19 protein-coding genes and 1 riboswitch are annotated in these 18,037 nt (G+C 70.8%); of the genes, 8 read left to right on the top strand and 11 right to left on the bottom strand.

Annotated features, from left to right (window positions below; translation table 11 throughout):
* Positions 1–68 precede the first annotated feature (68 nt).
* Positions 69–605 (top strand): Pr6Pr family membrane protein, encoded by a 537-nt coding sequence (locus ACZ3UD_RS15710; protein ID WP_465586796.1) that lies wholly within the window; start codon positions 69–71, stop codon positions 603–605.
* Between the two features lie 2 nt (positions 606–607).
* Positions 608–736: a hypothetical protein gene (locus ACZ3UD_RS15705; protein ID WP_465586794.1), complete on the top strand. Its 129-nt coding sequence runs from the start codon at positions 608–610 to the stop codon at positions 734–736.
* A gap of 186 nt (positions 737–922) precedes the next feature.
* Here the strand turns inward: ACZ3UD_RS15705 and ACZ3UD_RS15700 are convergent, their stop codons facing one another.
* On the bottom strand, positions 923–1,687 hold the full coding sequence (locus ACZ3UD_RS15700) for an SDR family NAD(P)-dependent oxidoreductase (RefSeq protein WP_465586791.1): 765 nt from the start codon (positions 1,685–1,687) through the stop codon (positions 923–925).
* 99 nt (positions 1,688–1,786) lie between these two features.
* Between ACZ3UD_RS15700 and ACZ3UD_RS15695 the strand changes: the two genes are divergently transcribed.
* Together ACZ3UD_RS15695 and ACZ3UD_RS15690 are read left to right on the top strand one after the other, a co-directional pair.
* Positions 1,787–2,452 carry a TetR family transcriptional regulator gene (locus ACZ3UD_RS15695; RefSeq protein WP_465586789.1) on the top strand — a complete coding sequence of 222 codons (666 nt, stop codon included), beginning with the start codon at positions 1,787–1,789 and terminating at the stop codon, positions 2,450–2,452.
* Between the two features lie 282 nt (positions 2,453–2,734).
* Positions 2,735–3,877: an alpha/beta hydrolase gene (locus tag ACZ3UD_RS15690; RefSeq protein WP_465586787.1), complete on the top strand. Its 1,143-nt coding sequence runs from the start codon at positions 2,735–2,737 to the stop codon at positions 3,875–3,877.
* 81 nt (positions 3,878–3,958) lie between these two features.
* Here the strand turns inward: ACZ3UD_RS15690 and ACZ3UD_RS15685 are convergent, their stop codons facing one another.
* The gene (locus ACZ3UD_RS15685) at positions 3,959–4,288 is read right to left on the bottom strand and encodes a MoaF-related domain-containing protein (protein ID WP_387626166.1); all 330 of its coding nucleotides are present in this window, start codon (positions 4,286–4,288) and stop codon (positions 3,959–3,961) included.
* Between the two features lie 497 nt (positions 4,289–4,785).
* Positions 4,786–4,950: riboswitch (cyclic di-AMP (ydaO/yuaA leader) on the top strand.
* Between ACZ3UD_RS15685 and ACZ3UD_RS15680 the strand changes: the two genes are divergently transcribed.
* Positions 4,951–6,438, top strand: a complete 1,488-nt coding sequence (locus ACZ3UD_RS15680; RefSeq protein WP_465586784.1) for a glycoside hydrolase family 16 protein — start codon at positions 4,951–4,953, stop codon at positions 6,436–6,438.
* 84 nt (positions 6,439–6,522) lie between these two features.
* Here the strand turns inward: ACZ3UD_RS15680 and ACZ3UD_RS15675 are convergent, their stop codons facing one another.
* Together ACZ3UD_RS15675 and ACZ3UD_RS15670 are read right to left on the bottom strand one after the other, a co-directional pair.
* A complete protein-coding gene (locus tag ACZ3UD_RS15675) occupies positions 6,523–6,975 on the bottom strand; it encodes a hypothetical protein (RefSeq protein WP_465586781.1) in 453 nt (150 codons plus the stop codon).
* Positions 6,976–7,314: 339 nt separating this feature from the next.
* On the bottom strand, positions 7,315–8,112 hold the full coding sequence (locus ACZ3UD_RS15670) for an IclR family transcriptional regulator (RefSeq protein ID WP_465586779.1): 798 nt from the start codon (positions 8,110–8,112) through the stop codon (positions 7,315–7,317).
* Between the two features lie 201 nt (positions 8,113–8,313).
* On the opposite strand from ACZ3UD_RS15670, the gene aceB reads away from it, so the two are divergent.
* Together aceB and ACZ3UD_RS15660 are read left to right on the top strand one after the other, a co-directional pair.
* Entirely contained in the window at positions 8,314–9,966 is a 1,653-nt protein-coding gene (gene aceB, locus ACZ3UD_RS15665; protein ID WP_465586776.1) for a malate synthase A, read from the top strand.
* Between the two features lie 163 nt (positions 9,967–10,129).
* Complete coding sequence (locus ACZ3UD_RS15660) at positions 10,130–10,531, top strand: allophanate hydrolase-related protein (RefSeq protein WP_465586773.1); 402 nt, start codon at positions 10,130–10,132, stop codon at positions 10,529–10,531.
* Positions 10,532–11,025: 494 nt separating this feature from the next.
* On the opposite strand, the gene ACZ3UD_RS15655 is transcribed toward ACZ3UD_RS15660, so the two are convergent.
* The 7 genes from ACZ3UD_RS15655 to ACZ3UD_RS15625 form a co-directional block, all read right to left on the bottom strand.
* A complete protein-coding gene (locus tag ACZ3UD_RS15655) occupies positions 11,026–12,411 on the bottom strand; it encodes an 8-oxoguanine deaminase (protein ID WP_465586771.1) in 1,386 nt (461 codons plus the stop codon).
* 69 nt (positions 12,412–12,480) lie between these two features.
* A complete protein-coding gene (locus ACZ3UD_RS15650) occupies positions 12,481–13,959 on the bottom strand; it encodes a nucleobase:cation symporter-2 family protein (RefSeq protein WP_465586768.1) in 1,479 nt (492 codons plus the stop codon).
* A 271-nt stretch (positions 13,960–14,230) separates the two neighbouring features.
* Positions 14,231–15,151, bottom strand: a complete 921-nt coding sequence (gene pucL, locus ACZ3UD_RS15645) for a factor-independent urate hydroxylase (RefSeq protein ID WP_465586766.1) — start codon at positions 15,149–15,151, stop codon at positions 14,231–14,233.
* A 30-nt stretch (positions 15,152–15,181) separates the two neighbouring features.
* Positions 15,182–15,517 (bottom strand): hydroxyisourate hydrolase, encoded by a 336-nt coding sequence (gene uraH, locus ACZ3UD_RS15640; RefSeq protein WP_393024432.1) that lies wholly within the window; start codon positions 15,515–15,517, stop codon positions 15,182–15,184.
* A gap of 108 nt (positions 15,518–15,625) precedes the next feature.
* On the bottom strand, positions 15,626–16,129 hold the full coding sequence (gene uraD / locus ACZ3UD_RS15635) for a 2-oxo-4-hydroxy-4-carboxy-5-ureidoimidazoline decarboxylase (RefSeq protein ID WP_465586763.1): 504 nt from the start codon (positions 16,127–16,129) through the stop codon (positions 15,626–15,628).
* 203 nt (positions 16,130–16,332) lie between these two features.
* Positions 16,333–16,713: a helix-turn-helix domain-containing protein gene (locus ACZ3UD_RS15630; protein ID WP_465586760.1), complete on the bottom strand. Its 381-nt coding sequence runs from the start codon at positions 16,711–16,713 to the stop codon at positions 16,333–16,335.
* Positions 16,710–16,955, bottom strand: coding sequence for a thiamine-binding protein (locus tag ACZ3UD_RS15625; protein WP_380609669.1), 246 nt, complete (start codon positions 16,953–16,955; stop codon positions 16,710–16,712). The genes ACZ3UD_RS15630 and ACZ3UD_RS15625 overlap by 4 nt, the downstream gene beginning before the upstream one ends.
* A gap of 216 nt (positions 16,956–17,171) precedes the next feature.
* Between ACZ3UD_RS15625 and ACZ3UD_RS15620 the strand changes: the two genes are divergently transcribed.
* Complete coding sequence (locus ACZ3UD_RS15620; protein ID WP_465586994.1) at positions 17,172–18,014, top strand: TIM barrel protein; 843 nt, start codon at positions 17,172–17,174, stop codon at positions 18,012–18,014.
* The last annotated feature ends 23 nt before the right edge of the window (positions 18,015–18,037 follow it).

The following is an 18,037-nucleotide window of genomic DNA, read 5'->3' as shown; positions in this document are numbered from 1 at the left end:
GTCCGCTCGGCGGGGTTTGAATCCGAGTAAGCCCTGCCGGACCACGCCCCAGAGAGGCGGTCCTGACGATGCACTCGTGGCTCGCTCCCGCCCGGCTCGCTGTCGCGACCTTCCTCGCCGTCGCGCTCTGCTTCTCGGGCTACCACGCGGCGACCGACGTCGCCGGGGTGGTGAACTTCTTCAGCTACTTCACCAACCTCAGCAACCTCGCCGGGATGGCAGTCCTGGGCTATGGCGGCTGGGCCGCACTGACCGGCCGTCGGCCCGTGCCGGACACGGTGCGCGGGGCGACGGTGCTCTACCTGGCGATCACCGGCCTGGCCTACGGCACGCTGCTGGCGAAGTACCCCGCGCCGCTGGTGATCCCGTGGGTGGACGACGTGGTCCACCGCGCGATGCCGCTCGTGGTGCTCGCCGACTGGCTGATCGACCCGCCCGTCCAGCGCATCCGCCCAACGGTGGTGCTCAGCTGGCTGGCGTTCCCGCTGGTCTACCTGGTGTACGCGCTGACCGCGGCCACGCCGTCGACTGGTATCCGTACCCCTTCCTCGACCCCGCCCGGCACGGTGGCTACCGCCGGGTCGCGGGGGCGTGCTTCCTGCTGACGGTGGCCCTCCTGCTGGTCGGGGCCGCCGTCGCCGCGGTGGGCAACGCCCTCGCCGCCCACCGCGACGCCCGGCAGGGCGCGCTGCCGCCCGGCGGTCACGCCCGGCCCGCACCGGCTGACGGAGGCTGACGGAGGCGCCGTACGTCCCTGCAGCGGCCGTCGACGTCCCGGCCGGGTGCTGCGCCGCGCCGCGCTCCGCGGCAACGAACTGCTGATGGCGAAGCCGCTGGCCTGACCGGCCCGCGTACGCGCGACGGGCCTGTGCCGTATGGGGGAAGGCACAGGCCCCGTCGTGTCGTCCGCCGGGCCGGCGGGTCACATGTGGGTGCCGCCGTCGATCCGCAGCTCGGTGCCGGTGACGAAGGCGCCGTCGTCGGAGGCCAGCATGGCGATCACGCCGGCCACCGTCTCCGGACCCGCGAAGCCCTGGCCGATGGCGGGGGAGAGCTTGGCGAGCAGGCTGAAGTCGGCGTCGGCGGGCAGGCCGGGGTTGTTGGTCATGCCGCTGTCGATGCTGCCCGGCGCGACGCAGACCGCGCGCAGGCCCTGCTTCGAGTACTCCGAGGCGATCGCGTGGGTGAAGGACTGGATGCCGCCCTTGGTCGCGGCGTACGCGGCCATGTAGGGGTGGGCGAAGCTCGCGGAGGTGGAGCTGAAGTTGACCACCACGCCCTTGTCGGTCGCGAGCAGTGCGGGGAGCGCCTCGCGGGTCACCAGGAAGGTGCCGGTCAGGTTCACCGCGAGGAGCTTGTTCCAGAACTCCAGGGTGGTCTCGTGGGTGTGCGAGGAGCGGAGGATGCCGGCCGCGTTGACCAACACGTCCAGGCCGCCGAGCGCCGCGATCGCCTCGGCCACGCCGGATACGACCGCGGCCTCGTCCGAGATGTCCAGCACCTGGATGGTCAGGCGGTCCGCGGTGCCGTCGGCGGTCGCGCGGTCCAGGGTCTTCTTCAGGCCGTCCTCGTTGACGTCGACGGCGACGACCTTCCCGCCCTCGGCGAGGATCCGGTGCGCGGTCGCCTGGCCGATGCCAGAGCCGCCGCCGGTGATCAGGACGTTCCGTCCGCTGAAGCGATCCATGGTGGTACTCCGTTCGTTCGTGGTCTCTCGACCTCGAACGACACGGTACGCCCATGTGGCATGACGTGCCAACAAGTCTCGATGTGACTTTTCGGCGCGATGTGCCATCTGAATGATCGACTGCGTACGCTGGCCCTTGTGACCGGACGCCCCTCCCTGACTCAGCGCCGCCGTGATGCCACCCGGCTGGAGATCGCCCGCACCGCCGCCGAGCTCTTCGCCGAGCAGGGGGCCGAGGCGACCACCGCGGAGGAGATCGCCCTCGCCGCGGGCATCTCGCTGCGCACCTTCTACCGCTACTTCTCGGTCAAGGAGGACGCCGTCGCGCCGCTGCTGGCGGCTGGCGGGCAGCGCTGGGTGGACCTGCTGGCGGAGAGCTCGGCGGACCTGCCGCTGCGCGAGGTGCTGGAGCGCTCGGCGGTCGCGTCGCTGACCCCGGCCGACGACGCGGCGGTCGAGGCGATGCACTGGACCCGCAGTCTGCTGCGCGACCCGCGGTTGGACGGCACCTGGCAGCGGGTCCACGCGGGCTCGGAGGAGCGGCTGCGGACGGTCCTGGCCGACCGCTGCCCGGTCGGCACCGACCCGCTGGAGCTCCGGCTGGCCGCCGCCGCGGCGACGGCGGCGATCCGGGTGGCCCTGGAGCAGTGGGCCTCCTCGGACGCCCCTGTCACCGGCCCGGGCTCCCCGCAGGACCTCGGCGCCCGCTGCATGCGGGAGCTCACGGCGGGGTTGGGGCTCTGGGCGCGGGTGGGCGGGGAGTAGCGAGGGTGGCTGGCGGCCGACGGGATTCGGCGTTCAGATGACAGATTTCGAAATCTGTCATCTGTTCTCTGTCATCTGAAATCTGAACGCTGTCATCTGTTCTCCGACGGCTCTCAGTCGGCTCCCTGCCCGCTCCCCGCTGACTGTCGGGCAGTGCTCAGTTTTCTCCAAGCTCCCGCTAGGGTTGGTGATCGCGCGCCCCGGCGGGGGAACCGGGGTGACCTCCTCGGATGTCCTGATCGGAGGGGGGCGGGGAGTTCGAGGCGTGGGAGCAAGTAGGACATGGGTCTGACGAGCCACAAGGTGCTGGCGCTGGCCATATTGATCGCCGTCGTGATGATGGCCTGCACGGTCTGGCTGTGGCCCAGACTCGCCAAGAAGTCCTGGCAGGCGGTGTTCGGTCGGATCGGAGCGCTGCTCGCCACCCAACTCGCCGTGCTCGCCGCGCTCGGTCTGGTGGCGAACAACTACTTCGCCTTCTACAGCAGCTGGGGCGACCTGCTGGGCACCGGTAGCACCGGCCCGGTGGTGATCCACAACAAGGCGGACGCCGCCGGCCGCCTCATGGTCGAGACCATCGGCCACGCCTCGGTGCAGGGCGGGGGAGCGCTGGGCCGCGAGCCCAGCCAGTCCGGTGAGATCCGCAAGATCCGGATCGACGGCAAGGTCAGCCGGCTGTCCACCGAGGGCTACGTCTACCTGCCGCCCCAGTACTTCCAGCCCGAGTACGCGCAGAAGCAGTTCCCGGCCGTGATCGTCAGCACCGGCTTCCCCGGGATCGCCGAGAACCTGATCACCCGGTTCAACTACCCGGGTGCCGCGCTCAAGCTGCTGCAGGAGGGCCGGATGCAGCCGACCGTCATGGTCCTGATGCGCCCCTCGCCCGCCCTGCCGCAGGACACCGAGTGCGAGGACATCCCGAACGGCGCCCAGTCCGACACCTACTTCAGCAAGGACGTCCCCTCGGCGATCCAGGCGAGCTTCCGGGTGTCGACCGACCCGCAGGCCTGGGCCTTCATGGGCAACTCGACCGGCGGCTACTGCGCACTCAAGCTGGCTATGCGCCACCCGGACGTCTTCCCGACCGCCGTCGCCCTGTCCGCCTACTACGACGCCGCCGACGACCCGACCACCGGCGACCTCTTCGGCGGCAGCAAGCAGCGCCGAGACGAGGCCAACCTGATGTGGCGGCTGAAGAACATGCCCCAGCCGAAGGTCTCCGTGCTGCTGGCCGGCACCAAGAAGGGCGACGGCAACTACCGGCAGGACACCGAGGCCTTCATCGACGCGGTGCACAGCCCGATGAAGGTCTCCTACAGCATGCTGGAGAACGGCGGTCACAACTTCGAGACCTGGAGCGCGCTGCTGCCGTCCTCGCTGGAGTGGTTGTCCGACCACCTCAAGGTGCCGAACCAGGCCGTCTGACGCCGAACGGTCCGAGAAGCTGAGCGTGAACTGAACCCCCGGAGCCACCAGCCCGGGGGTTCAGTTCACGCTCAGCCTGGCTCAGGCCACCCGCTCCAGCGTCCCCGCGTGCAGCTGCCCGACCCGGCCGCCCTCGCCCTCGAAGGTCCAGAAGGCCCGCACGGTCAGCTTGTTGAGGTCCATGACGTGGCTGACGGTGATCCCGCTCTGCTCCGTCCAGCTGACGAAGTAGATCTCCGGCGCGACCTCGGCGACATGCAGCAGCACGTCCTCCCACTGGCCTGCCGACTCGCCGAGGCCCTCCCAGCGCAGCCGCTTGCCGTCGGCCGAGTAGGTGTTGCGGAAGGCCGCGCCGTTGTCGGCCCGGAAGACGTAGGTACGGCCGGCGAAGGCGGGCAGGGACGCGGTCATGGTGGGGCGGGACCTCTTTTCGGGAGCGTGGGGCGGACCGTGCGGGGCGTGCAGGTCGTACAGACAGTGCAGGTCGTGCGGTCGTGCGGATCGGCTCGGGCACTTGTGCACGGCGGAAAATGTCAGGGCTCCAATTTATCCGACCGGGCCGACTTGGGCGGCCCCACGCCACGGTACGGTCCGCCACCGCGTCACCCGTCGCGGTCTGTGACCGGCACCTGGGCGTCGCACGCCGCACCTGCTTCGGCAACGGCGAGATCTACTCCGGCTGATCGCCGCACTCGATCGACTCGATCGGCGCTCTCGATCGCCATGCTTGATCGGCGCTGTTGATCAACTCAGCTACCACGCAGCGTCGTTGATCGACGCCACTGTGAGCTGTGCGACAACCGGCCCGACGGAGTTGTCCGTTTACGGACGGCCTGCCTAGCCTGCAACGGTCGTCCGCCCTCGCGGACCCCGCCGCCGGGACGCCGAGTCCTGTCCACCCGCCGGCGGGCAACCGAGCACCACAGCGGACGGGAGCGGGGGAACCAAGGTCAGCGCCCGGCCCTGCGCTCTCGCACGCGGGCCGCGGCTAGGGGTGAAGCCGCTCCACAGGCGGCCGGGCAACTGCAGCCCGAATCCGACAGCTCACCTCGCAGGCGTCGCAGAGGACTCCCATGCACCAGCCTGCCCGCCGCCGCGCGCCGCGCCACGCCCGTCCGTCCCACCGCGGCCGCGACGCCGCCCTTGCCGCCACCGGGGCGCTCGCCATCAGCGGTGCCGGCCTGCTCGGACTGCCGCCCGTCTCCGGCGCCCAGGCGGCCACCGGCCCGACCGTCACCCAGGACCGGCTCGCCCCCGCCACCATGGTCGCGGGCAAGGCCACCACTGCCTCGCTCGGCCTGCACTCCTCCTCCTGCTTCGTCGTCAAGACCGTCGGCGTCGGAGTGCGCGACGCCCGCGGCACCAACCTCGATTTCCCCGGCAACGCCACCAACCTGCAGATCTGCCCGAGCGGGGTCAACTTCACCAGCGGCGCGCGCACCCTGCCCGCCGGGACGTACACCCAGTTCGGCTTCTGGCAGGACTTCGGAAACACCTGGCACAACCTGCCCTCGCAGCAGCTGGTGGTCTCCGCCGCCGGTACGTCGACGCCGACCCCGTCGCCGACGAGCACGCCGTCCCCGACGAGCACGCCGTCGCCGACCACCGCCCCGTCGCCGACGGCCACGCCGTCGCCGACCACCGCCCCGTCGCCGACGGCCACGCCGTCGCCGACCACCGCCCCGTCCCCGACCACCGCCCCGTCCCCGACCACCGCCCCGTCCCCGACGACCAAGCCGTCGCCGACGGCCACCCCGTCCCCGACGACCGCGCCGTCGCCGACGGCCACCCCGTCCCCGACGACCGCGCCGTCGCCGACCGGCACCCCGAGCGCCACCGCGAGCCCGAGCACCCCGGCGCCGTCCTCCCCGATCGCCGGCAAGTCGCTGACCTGGTCCGACGAGTTCAACGGCCCGATCAACTGGGGTCAGCGCTGGGTCGGCGACAAGAGCACCTCGTACAAGTACGGCAACCACAACCCGGACGACAACAAGCTCGACTGGCTGAACAAGAACAACGTCACCGTCGCGAACGGAGTCGCCACCTTCACCGCCGCCCCCGGCGGGCCCACCCTGGAGAACGGCCAGCAGTCCTGGAACACCGGCTTCCTGACCACCGAGGGCTCCGCCGAGGGCTTCCAGGTCAAGACCGGTGACTACGCCGAGACCCGGGTCAAGCTGCCCTCCGGCACCGGCGCCTGGCCGGCCCTGTGGACGTGGAAGAACGGCAACGGGGAGATCGACTCCTTCGAGTACCACCCCGACAACCCGAACCTGCTGGAGCTGACCAACCACGTCAACCCCGGCAACCCCGACTACTACACCGACGCGAACGCCGTCGCGAAGGACCAGTGGGTGACCATCGGCACCTACTACGGCGCCAACTCGGTCGACTGGTACGTCAACGGCGTCAAGGTGTTCTCGGATGGCAAGGGCGTCGGCGCCAACTGGTCGGCGTACCTGATCCTCAACCTCTCGGTGTGCGCGGGCAAGTACCACCCCGCGCCGCAGGGCAACACCCCGATCACCTTCTCCGCCGACTACGTGCGCGTCTACCGCTGATCGCATCTGCAGCTGACCGCACGTAGCACGCGCGTACGTAGCGCACGTGGCGCACGGCGCACGTACCCCCGGAACCAGCCGCTCTCAGGAACCGGCAGCCGTCTCGACCACCGTGAGGTCGAACGGCTGCCGGTTGTTGCGTTCGTCCCGGTCGTCCGGGCTGTGCACCGCGACCGACCCGCCGGTCAGCGTGCCCGTCGGCAGGTCGGGGGAGAGCCGCACCGGGACGAGCGCGGTCGCGCTGCGCCCCTCCTTCAGCCCGGGCCCGAAGACGCAGCGCACCCGCTGGCCGCCCCCCAGTTCCTCGCAGTTCGCGGGGAGGTGCGGGCCCTCCGGTGTCACGCCGTCCGGCAGGGCGACGATCACGGCGAACGGCGAGGCCGTGGTGTCGGGGCCGCGGTTCGCGACGAAGGCGTGGATCGTGGTGGTGCCGCCGGGCGGGGCGGCCTCCGGGACGAGCCGGATCACCTCCAGGTCGGAGACGGACGGCACGGCGGCCGGGCTCAGCGGCGCGACCTCCAGGTCCGGCCGGGGCACGGGCCGGGTATCGGGCCGCAGGGCCCAGGACGGTCCGGCGGTCAGCATCGCGAGCGCGCAACCCGCCGCCGTGACAGCTGTGAACCCGGCGGCCCGGTCGGCCGCGCCGCCGGATCCGCCCCGAAGTCCCGTATGCCTGCCCTGCCCGCGCTCCACCACCGCTCATCGTTTCCTCGCGCTGCGGCCGCCCGCGCCGTCGCGGGCCGCGTCCGCACCAGGGTGGCGCAGCGGCGGCCGCCGACACGGCGCAACCCGCCCGCCCGTCCGTCGAACGGGGGATGTCGCGAGCGGGCGGCGGGGGACCCACCTCCCGCACTCGGCACCAGGATTGACGTGACGTCAGGGCGCGAGGACCTGCCCCAGCCGGGTCGCGATCTGGCGCATCACCGGCACCAGAGAGGAGGCGCCGGCCTGCTCCTCAAGCGCCCGGATCCGGGCCTCCGGGCCGGACACCGAGAGCGCGGTGGGCGTGGGCGCGCCGGGGACCGCGAGCGCGATGCAGCGGACGCCGATCTCCTGCTCCTGGTCGTCGACCACGTAGCCGCGCTCGCGCGCCTCGGCGAGCTGGTCCATCAGCTCCTGCGGGTCGGTGACGGTGTACTCGGTGTGTGCCGGCAGCGGGTTGGGGCCCAGGATCGCGCGCGCCTCGTCCTCGGGGAGCTGGGCGAGCAGCGCCTTGCCGACGCCGGTGCAGTGCGGCTGCACCCGCCGTCCGACCTCGGTGAACATCCGCATCGAGCGCCGCGACTGCACCTGTCCGACGTACACCACCTCGCCGCCCTCCAGTACCGCCAGGTTGGCGGTCTCGCCGGTGGCCTCCATGAGCTCGGCCAGGTAGGGGCGGGCCCAGCTGCCGAGCAGGCGGCCGGCCGTCTCGCCGAGGCGGATCAGTCGGGGGCCGAGGGTGTAGCGGCGCGTGGTGTCCTGGCGGACATAGCCCTGCTGGACGAGGGTACGAACCAGTCGGTGGATGGTCGGCATCGGGAGGCCGGAGCTGGTGGAGAGTTCGCTGAGGGTGGCCACGCCGCCGGAGTCGGCCAGCGCCTCCAGGAGTTGGAAGGCGCGTTCGACGGACTGCACGCCGCCGCTCGCGCGGTCGGCGCCTGTCGTCGATGCTGTGTCGGGGGTCGCAACCACCGGCGTTCCCTTCGCTGTCGGGGAGGAGTAGAGTCCCGGCGACCTCTTCAACAAACCGTTGAAATTCTGTATCGCGGAAACTAGTCTCCACCTTACAGAATCGAACTCGCCGACAGGCGGGTAACGATCGAGGAAGTTCCCAAGGGAGCTCCCACCGGAGCTCCCTTCGCCAGGCTCAACCGTCTTAGGAGTGTCCTGCTCATGGCTGCAGATCAGGGGCCCGTCGGCGCCTCCCCCGCCGCTCCGGTCGTCACTGTCGCCGGTCCGCGCGTCCACCGGGCGGAGGAGGTGCTCACTCCGGAGGCGGTCGCCTTCGTCGTCGGCCTCCATCGCGCCTTCGAGGGACGCCGGCAGGAGCTCCTGGCCAGGCGGAAGGCCCGCCGCGCCGAGATCGCCCGCACCGGCACGCTGGACTTCCTCCCGGAGACCGCCGACGTCCGGGCCGGCGACTGGAAGGTCGCCGAGGCTCCGCGCGCCCTCCAGGACCGCCGGGTCGAGATCACCGGCCCCACCGACCGCAAGATGGTCATCAACGCGCTCAACTCCGGGGCGAAGATCTGGCTCGCCGACTTCGAGGACGCCACCTCTCCGACCTGGGAGAACGTGGTCAGCGGCCAGGTCAACCTGATCGACGCCTTCGAGGGGCGGATCGACTTCACCAGCGCCGCCGGCAAGGCCTACACCCTCAAGCCCGCCGCCGAACTCGCCACCGTCGTGGTCCGCCCGCGCGGCTGGCACCTGGACGAGAACCACCTGCTGGTCGACGGCGTCCCGGTGGCCGGCGCGTTCGTCGACTTCGGCCTGTACTTCTTCCACAACGCCGCCCGGCTGCTCGCCAAGGGCGCCGAGGACCCCAACTCCGGCCCGTACTTCTACCTGCCGAAGACCGAGAGCCACCTCGAAGCCCGGCTGTGGAACGACGTGTTCACCCACGCCCAGGCCGAACTCGGCCTCCCGTACGGCACCGTCCGCGCCACCGTGCTGATCGAGACCATCACCGCCGCCTTCGAGATGGACGAGATCCTCTACGAGCTGCGCGACCACGCGGCCGGCCTCAACGCCGGGCGCTGGGACTACCTGTTCTCGATCGTCAAGAACTTCCGGGACGCGGGCGAGCACTACATCCTGCCGGACCGCAATAGCGTCACCATGGCTTCGCCGTTCATGGCCGCGTACACCCGGCTGCTGGTGCAGACCTGCCACAAGCGCGGAGCCCACGCGATCGGCGGCATGGCCGCGTTCATCCCCAGCCGCAAGGACCCGGAGGTCAACGCCGCCGCGCTGGAAAAGGTCAAGGCGGACAAGGACCGCGAGGCCGGCAACGGCTTCGACGGCTCCTGGGTCGCCCACCCGGACCTGGTGCCGGTTGCCCGCGCCTCCTTCGACGCGGTGCTCGGCGAGCGCCCCAACCAGAAGGACAACCCGGGGCCGTCCGAGCCGGTCAGCGCCGCCGAACTGCTCGACATCGCGGGCGCCGGTGGCACCTGCACCCACGCCGGGCTGCACAACGCCGTCCAGGTCGGCATCCGCTACATCGAGGCATGGCTGCGCGGGCTCGGCGCGGTCGGCATCTTCAACATGATGGAGGACGCCGCCACTGCCGAGATCTCCCGCTCGCAGATCTGGCAGTGGATCCACAACGGGGTCGTGCTGTCCGACACCGGCGAGAAGGCCACCGCCGAGCTGGTCCGCACCCTGGTCGCCGCGGAGCTGGCTGAACTCCGCACCGAGCTGGGTGCCGAGGCCTACGCCGCCGGCCGCTGGCGCGAGGCCGCCCAGCTCTTCGAACAGGTCTCCCTGGCCGAGGAGTTCGCGGACTTCCTGACCCTCCCCGCGCTTCCCCTGCTGGGCTGAGCACCAATCTATCCGCCGGCGCCGCCGCTGCCGCCTGCCGGGCTGTAGCAGTTCCGCCGCCCATTTGCTCCGTTCCGTACGGCGACGAAATCCACCTGTCCTCTTGTCGCCGTGCGGAACGGTCCTTTTTGTCACGGTCTTTGAATCTGTGAGGAGTCCATCCATGGCGCGCATCTTCTTCAACGGTCAGGCGATGGTCGGCGGACCGTTCCACGCCAAGGTCGCCGACGCCCTGATCGGCCCGGCCCGCACCGCCCCCGGCTACCGCTTCTTCTCCATCGACCACAGCGGCGGGACGGACGTCTGCCCGGGACTGCTGGCCGATCCGGCGGTGGACACCGCGATCGAGGGAGAGCTGTACGACATCAGCCTGGAGCGCCTGCGGGACGTCATCCTGCCCGGGGAGCCGCGCGAGCTGGAGCTGGGCGTGATCAAGCTGGAGGACGGCTCGGCGTGCCTGTCCATGCTGCTCGCCCGGGGCGAGCTGGAGCGTGGCGTGCACCGCGAGATCACCCACCACGGCGGCTGGCGCGCCTACCTGGCGACGCTGGGGCGTACGGCCTGACATTGAGGGCCTGACTGGCAGCCGACGGATGACAGATTGCAGATGACAACTTTCGTCATCTGTTATCTGTTATCCGTCGGCTGTTCGCCGTTGTCTGCCGTCCGCCCGGCGCCCCTCGGCCGGCCAGCGTCTGGCCGTGGTCGGTGAGGCCTGGAGGCGTTCGGCGGCCCGCCGCAGCGGCCAGCCGTCCTCGACGGCGCGGCGCTCGTGCTCGCCTCCTCTTCGCTCTCGCCGGATTCGCGCTGGTCCCGGCCGTACGGCGCTCGGCCGGGTGGGGGCCGGTTCCCCGGGCACGCCGCAGCCCCGGACCCTCGCCGTGGGTCCGGGGCTGCGGTCCGCGCACCGACGGCAGCGAACAGATAACAGATAACAGATAACGAAATCCGTCAGCTGCCAGCTGTCCGTCGCCCGGAGACGCGCGGAGTCCGGGTCACGCACCGTCCCTGGGCGGCCCGGAGTACAGGGGGTGGGCAGAGAAGCAGGACCCCGTCCCGTCAGAGCGGCCGGGAGGCGAGCTCCTTGGCCGCGCGGGCGCAGGCGTGGGCGATCCGGTCCTCGTTGACGGTGGTCAGCTCGCCCTTCTCGACCACGGCGTTGCCGTTGACGAACAGCACCGCCAGCGGCGGCAGCGCGCCGAAGGTGAGGGCCGCGACCGGGTCGGCGATCGAGGAGTGCATGATCCCGTCGATCTTCCACAGCGCCAGGTCGGCGAGCTTGCCGACCTCGATCGAGCCGATCTCGTCCTGGCGCCCGAGCACCCGGGCCCCGCCCATGGTGCCCAGCCGCAGCGCCTGGCGCCCGGTGAGGGCGGTCGGGTAGCCGTGCAGCCGGTTGATCAGCAGCGCGTTGCGCAGCTCCGTACCCAGCTCGCCGGACTCGTTGGAGGCGGTGCCGTCCACACCGAGCCCGACCGGCACGCCGGCCTTGAGCATGTCGGGCACCCGGGCGATCCCGGCGGCCAGGCGGGCGTTGGAGGAGGGGCAGTGCGCGACGCCGGTGCCGGTCTCGGCGAACTTGGCGATGTCGGAGTCGTTCATGTGGACGCAGTGCGCCATCCAGACGTCCTCGCCGAGCCAGCCCACCGACTCGAAGTAGTCGGTCGGCCCCATGCCGAACAGCTCCTTGCAGAACTGCTCCTCCTCGGCCGTCTCCGAGCCGTGGGTGTGCAGCCGTACGCCCTTGCGGCGGGCGAGTTCGGCGGACTGGCGCAGCAGGTCGGTGGAGACCGAGAACGGCGAGCACGGCGCCAGCGCGATGTGCAGCATCGAGCCGAAGGCGGCGTCGTGGTAGCGGTCCACGGCGGCCTCGGAAGCGGCCAGGATGTCGTCCAGCTCCTCGACCGCGTGGTCCGGCGGCAGCCCGCCGTCCTTCTTGCTGCGGTCCATCGAGCCGCGCAGCGCGGTGAAGCGCATGCCGAGCTCCTGGACGGCCTCGATGGAGGCGCCGAGGACGTCGCCGCCGTCCTTGGGGAAGACATAGTGGTGGTCCGAGGCGGTGGTGCAGCCGGACTTGAGCAGGGCGGCGGCCGAGCCCTGGCTGGCGGCGTGCACGAGCTTCTCGTCGATCCGCGCCCAGGTCGGGTAGAGGGCGACCAGCCAGTCGAACAGGATGTTGTCCTGGGCGAGGCCGCGGGTGATCCACTGGTAGAAGTGGTGGTGGGTGTTGACCAGGCCCGGGGTGAGCAGGTGGCCCTCGCCGTTGATCCGGCGCACCACGTTGTCCAGCCATGCCGGGGCGGGGCCGTTTCCGACGGACTCGATCGTGTTGCCGAGGATGACCACGTGGCCTCGGGCGTACTCGGTGTCAGCGGCGTCGACGGTGGCGATCGCGACGTTCTCGATCACGATCCGCTGGTCGGCGGGCGGGGGCTGGACTGCCATGGTTTCACTCCTATGGGGGAGGGCCAGGAGGGGCGCGCACCTAGTGGTACGCGCCCCTGCCCGGACCGGTCAGGACGGTGTCGCCGTCGGCACCGTCGCGCCGGAGGTCTGGCCGGATCTGGTCCGGGGGGCGGCTCCGACGTGGTGGAACAGCAGGTTGAGCAGGACGGCCATCACGCAGCCGGCCGAGATCCCCGAGTGCATCAGGGTCCGGACGGCCTCCGGGAAGGAGTCGTAGAAGGTCGGCACGGCGATCGGGATGATGCCGACCCCGAGCGAGACCGACACCAGGATGGTGTTGGAGCTGGACTCCATGCCGGCCTCCGCGAGGGTGCGGATCCCGCTCGCCGCGACCGTGCCGAAGAGCACGATCCCGGCGCCGCCGAGGACGGGCTGCGGAACCAGGGAGACGACCGAGCCGAGCACGGGGAAGAGCCCCAGCAGGATCAGGATGCCTCCGCCGGCCGCGACCACGAAGCGGCTGCGGATCTTCGTCAGCGCCACCAGCCCGATGTTCTGGGCGAAGGCGCTGGCGGCGAAGCCGTTGAAGACGGGGCTGAGCGCGGTGGCCAGTCCGTCGGCCCGCAGGCCGGCGGCCAGCGTGGCTTCGTCGGCCTCGCGGTCGACGATCTTGCCGAGCGCGAGCATGTCGGCGGTGGATTCGGTCATCGAGACCACCATGACAATGCAGAGCGAGGCGATCGCGGCTCCGTCGAACATCGGCGCGCCGAAGTGGAACGGGGAGGGGAGGGCGAAGACCTTCGCGTCCTGGACCGCGCTGAAGTCGGCCAGCCCCAGCGGGAAGGCGATCAGGGTGCCGAACGCCAGACCGATGAGCAGGGACAGCTGCTGCCAGAAGCCGCGCAGCAGCCGGTTGCAGAGCACCACCGCGGCGAGGGTGATCGCGGCGAGGCCGATGGCCCGCATGGAGCCGTACCCGGGGGCGCTCGGCGAGCCGCCGCGCGCCCAGTTCACCGCGACCGGGAGCAGGGACACCCCGATGAGGGTGATCACGGTGCCCTGGACGACCGGGGGGAAGAACCGGATGAGCTTGCAGAAGTACGGCGCCGCGAGGAAGCACAGGGCCCCCGCGACGATCACCGCTCCGAAGATCACCGGGAGGGCGTCCTTCGGTCCCCCTGTTCTTTCGATAGAGCCATTGGCGATGGCGATCATGGGCGCGACGCCCGCGAACGAGACGCCGTTCACGAACGGCAGTCGCGCGCCGATCTTCCAGACGCCGAGGGTCTGGAGCAGGGTGGCCAGGCCGGCGGTGAACAGGCTGGCCGAGATGAGCAGGGCGAGGTCGGCGGCGGAGAGTCCGACGCCGGCGCCGACGATGAGCGGGGGTGCGACGACCCCCGTGTACATCGCGGCGACGTGCTGGAGCCCGGTGGAGAACAGCTTCACCGGGGGCAGCACCTCGTCCACGGGATGGGTGGCGGACCCGGACGGCGTGCCGGGGAGACGGTGTGGCGTGCCGTCCGGGTCTGGGGTTCTTGCTGGGGTGGAACCGCCGTCTGAACTGCTGGTGTTGCTGGGTGCCATGTCGAGCCCCTCTTGTGCCCGTGGCTCCCGGCGCGCCCGTGGCGCTGGAGACCCCCCGAGGGCGGGACGGCGGAGCAAGGATCCCTCGGAGCGCTTCTCCAGTGCCCCGGGCCGGCCGCCGCGAGGCGAACACGAACTCCGGTTGGTGGGGGTGGAGAAACAGGTGGTGCGGATGGTGCCGGTGGTGCTGTCCGCCCGGACTCGACCGGCCCGTGGGGGCCGGAGGGTGCGGCGACTCCGGGCGGAGTCCATGCGGTTGGGGCGGGGGAGGTCAGACGACCGGGATGACCGGCACGACGCCCTCGCGGTGCACGGTGCCCTCGATCAGGCCGTACATGCGGTCCGCGGCGTAGTAGACCTCGTTCTCGTTCTTGAGGCCGAAGGGCTCCAGGTCGACGAGGAAGTGGTGCTTGTTGGGCAGTTCGAGGCGTACCTCGTCCACCTCGGCGCGGTTGTTGAGGACCCGGGTGCCCATCGCGTGCAGGGTCTGCTGCAGCGAGTAGGAGTAGGTCTCGGCGAACGCCTCCAGCAGGTGCCGCTTCACGTGGGTGTAGGAGCGGTTCCAGTTGGGCTGGGCCTCGCCGTCCCGGCCGCTGTAGCCGTACTTCCAGCGGGCGGTGACCTGGGTGGCGAGGATGCGGTCGTACGCCTCCTGCAGGGTGGTGTACTTGTCCTTGATGTAGCCCCAGAACTCCGAGTTGGTGGAGTTCATGACGATGAGGTCCTTGAGGCCGGAGATGACCTGGACCTTCTCGCCGTCGTAGACGACCTCGGTGGTGCGGGTCTCCTGGCCGCTGCGGACGAAGGAGTGGCCGACCTCCTCCGAGCCGATGAAGCGGGCCGAGCTGTCCGGCGTCTTGATCCGGTCCCAGGCGTACTCCTCGATCCGGATCCGGGCGCTGTGCACGACGCCGCGCTCGGTGTTGTCGACGAAGTGCCGGGCCAGCAGGATGCCGAACGCCTCGGCCGACTCGATGCCGTACTCCTTGGCGAAGGCGTAGACGGTGTTCTTGGTGGTGTCGGTGGGAAGGCAGTTGGCGTTGGACCCGGTGAGATGGACGTCCTCGAACTCGCCCTGGAGGGAGACCGAGACGTTCAGGTCCTTGATCTCGTGGCGGGTGGAGTCGCGGTAGACCCGGACGATGCGGTTCTCCGCCTTGCCGTACTGGTTCTGACCGAGCACGTGGGCCATGACAGGCTCCTAAGCTTCCAGGTCGGTCTACTAGCTTCCGCGGTAGACCGAGTATCCGAACGGGTTCAGCAGCAGCGGCACGTGGTAGTGGTGCTGCGCGGGCGCGACCGTGAAGACGATCGAGACCTCGGGGAAGAACGGCGGCTCCGTCGACAGCTGCGCGTAGTGGGCGCCGGTGTCGAAGAGCAGCCGGACGACCGAGCCCGCCTCCACGGCCGGCAGGTCCTTGACCCGGCCGTCGGAGTCCGTGGCGGAGGTGCCGAGCACCTGCCAGCCACCCTCGGTGTGCAGTGCGAGCTCGACCGGGACGCCCTCGGCCGGGCGGCCGAGGCTGGTGTCGAGCACGTGGGTGGAGATGCCAGTCATGGGTGAGGTGACCTTACTGATGGCAGAGGTGGTGGTGCGCCGGTTCTCTGGTGGAGATGGGACATCCGGACGGCATGCGCCCGTCCACGAAGCATTCTTGACGATGCGTCAGGACTCGTCGAGGAGGCGGTTGAGTCGGATGTCGTTGATCTTGCGCAGTTCGCCCCGGACGATCTCCGCCTCGGTGGCGGGGTCGTTGGGGTGGCGCTCGCGCAGGGCGGCGAGCATGGTGGCCGCGGTGCGGCCGGTCGCGCAGATCAGGAACACGTGGCCGAACTTCGCCTCGTAGGCGGCGTTGGCCTCGTGCAGTTCGTCGAGGATCGCCTGATCCACGCCCTGGATGCCGGCCTGCTCGCGTTCGGAGGTGGCGTCGCCCGTCCTGGGCTGTCCGATCCGGGCGTGTCCGGCCATCGCGTCGCGCAGGTCGGCGTCGGTCAGTCCGGCCATCGCCGCCGCGTTGGCGGCGAGCAGGGCCTCGCGGCTGGACCAGGGCTTGGCCGCCGCGATCGCGGCGGCCCAACCGGGGCTGGAGCATACCTCCAGCAGGATCCCTTCCAGCTCCGCGGCATCGGCCGCGGCCAGGGCGTCAAGGGCGTGGGGGTGGTTGGTCACGAGTGGACCTCCTGAAGAGTGGTGCCACCCGGAAAAGCTAGATCGACCCCACCCGGCCGTCAACAGTTTGTTGAACGGTTGGTGGTTACGTTTTGAACCGGCCCGCGATGCCGGGCCCTTTCGTGTGTGATTCGCCAAGTGTGCCCCGCCCTGGGTCGATCCACACTTTCCCCGGCGGCGGGGTCACTCGCTTCGCGGGCCGTTCAGGAGGACTTCGTGCCGTCCTGGCGGTTGAGGTAGTTGTACACGGTGAAGCGGCTGACGCCGAGCGCCGAGGCGACCGTCTCGACCCCGTGGCGGACGGTGAAGGCGCCGCGCTCCTCCAGGAGGGCGACGACCCGCTGCTTCTCCCAGCGGTCGAGCTCCGCCAGCGGTCGGCCGTCGAACTGGCGGGCCATCTCGGCCAGCAGCCGGTCCAGCGCGCTGCTCAGGTGCGGCAGCCGGACGGCCAGGGCCGGGGCGCCCTCCCACTCCAGGACGACGTCCTCGCCCTTCGCCTCGTCCAGCGGGACGGGCGTCGCGCCGACCGCGTCCAGCAGCGGCTTGACCGCCGCGGCGAGCGGGTGTTCCGCGTGCTCGGTCACGGCGTACCGCCCTCCTCGCCCAGCACGCTGACCTGGACCGAGATCCGGGTCGCCCCGGCGTCCAGGGTCTCCCGGAGCAGTCGGGTCACCGCGGCGAGGACCTGGTCGGCCTCGCCCTCGGCGCCGGTCCCGAAGGGGCCGACCGACACGTCCAGGCCGGCCTCGTCGACGACCTTGCGGGCCGCCGCGGCGTGCTCGGGGAACGTGTCCAGTTCGAACGGTTCTGTCGTGAACTCCACCATCAATCGCACGTGCTCACTGTATCGAGCGGGGGTGGCGGCGGGCAGGGGCTGGGTGATCGAACAGCCGCGGGCCCGGGCGGCGGGCGCCGTCCAGTCGCTTCAACAAAATGTTGCGACGCCCTTGACACCCACTCGGTGAGCCGGAGATGCTTCCACCACACAGAATCCCTCTTCCGGATCGTGGAAGTTGCGGATGAAGGAAGAGAGTGAGAGGTGATGGACGTGACGGCGGCTGCCAAGCACGGCTTCACGGTCAACCTGTCGATCCTGTTCAGCGAACTCCCGCTGCTGGAGCGCCCCGCGGCGGCTGCCGCGGCCGGCTTCACGGCCGCCGAGCTCTGGTGGCCGTTCGGCACGGAGCACAGCCCCTCCCGGGCCGAACTGGACGCGCTGCGCAAGGCGTTCAGTGACGCGGGGGTCCGGCTCACCGGCCTCAACTTCCTGGACGACCTGAGCCAGGGCGTCCGGGGCACCGTCTCGGTCCCGTCCGAGAAGGAGCGGTTCCGCGCCAACGTCCCGGTCGCGGCGGAGCTCGCCGCCTCGCTCGGTGCCACCGCGCTCAATGCGCTGTACGGCAACCGGGTCGAGGGCGTCGAGCCGGCCGAGCAGGACGCGCTCGCGCTGGAGAACCTGGTCATCGCCGCCAGGGCCGCGCACGAGATCGGCGCGATCCTGCTGGTCGAGGCCCTCAACAAGGCCGAGTCGCCGGACTACCCGCTGGTCTCCGCCGCCGCCGCGGTCGAGGTGGTCGACAGGGTCAACGCCGCCACCGGCCTGGGGAACGCGAAGTTCCTCTGCGACCTCTACCACCTGGCCAAGAACGGCGAGGACCTGGCGGCGGTCATCGACACCTACGCCGACCGGATCGGCCACGTGCAGATCGCCGACAACCCGGGCCGCAACGAGCCCGGCACCGGCGAGCTGGACTTCGAGGACCTGTTCGCCCGGCTCAGCGCCGCCGGCTACAGCGGCTCGATCGGCCTGGAGTACCGCCCCTCCACCGGCGTCAGCGCCGACAGCTTCGGCTGGCTGCCGCGCGAGCTGCGCCCCGCCCGCTAGCGCGGCCCGCCCGCGCAATCCGG

Source organism: Kitasatospora sp. NPDC023118 (assembly GCF_055560875.1).
The sequence above is the reverse complement of the archived record's forward strand: the minus strand, read 5'-3'. Positions and strand labels throughout refer to the sequence as shown.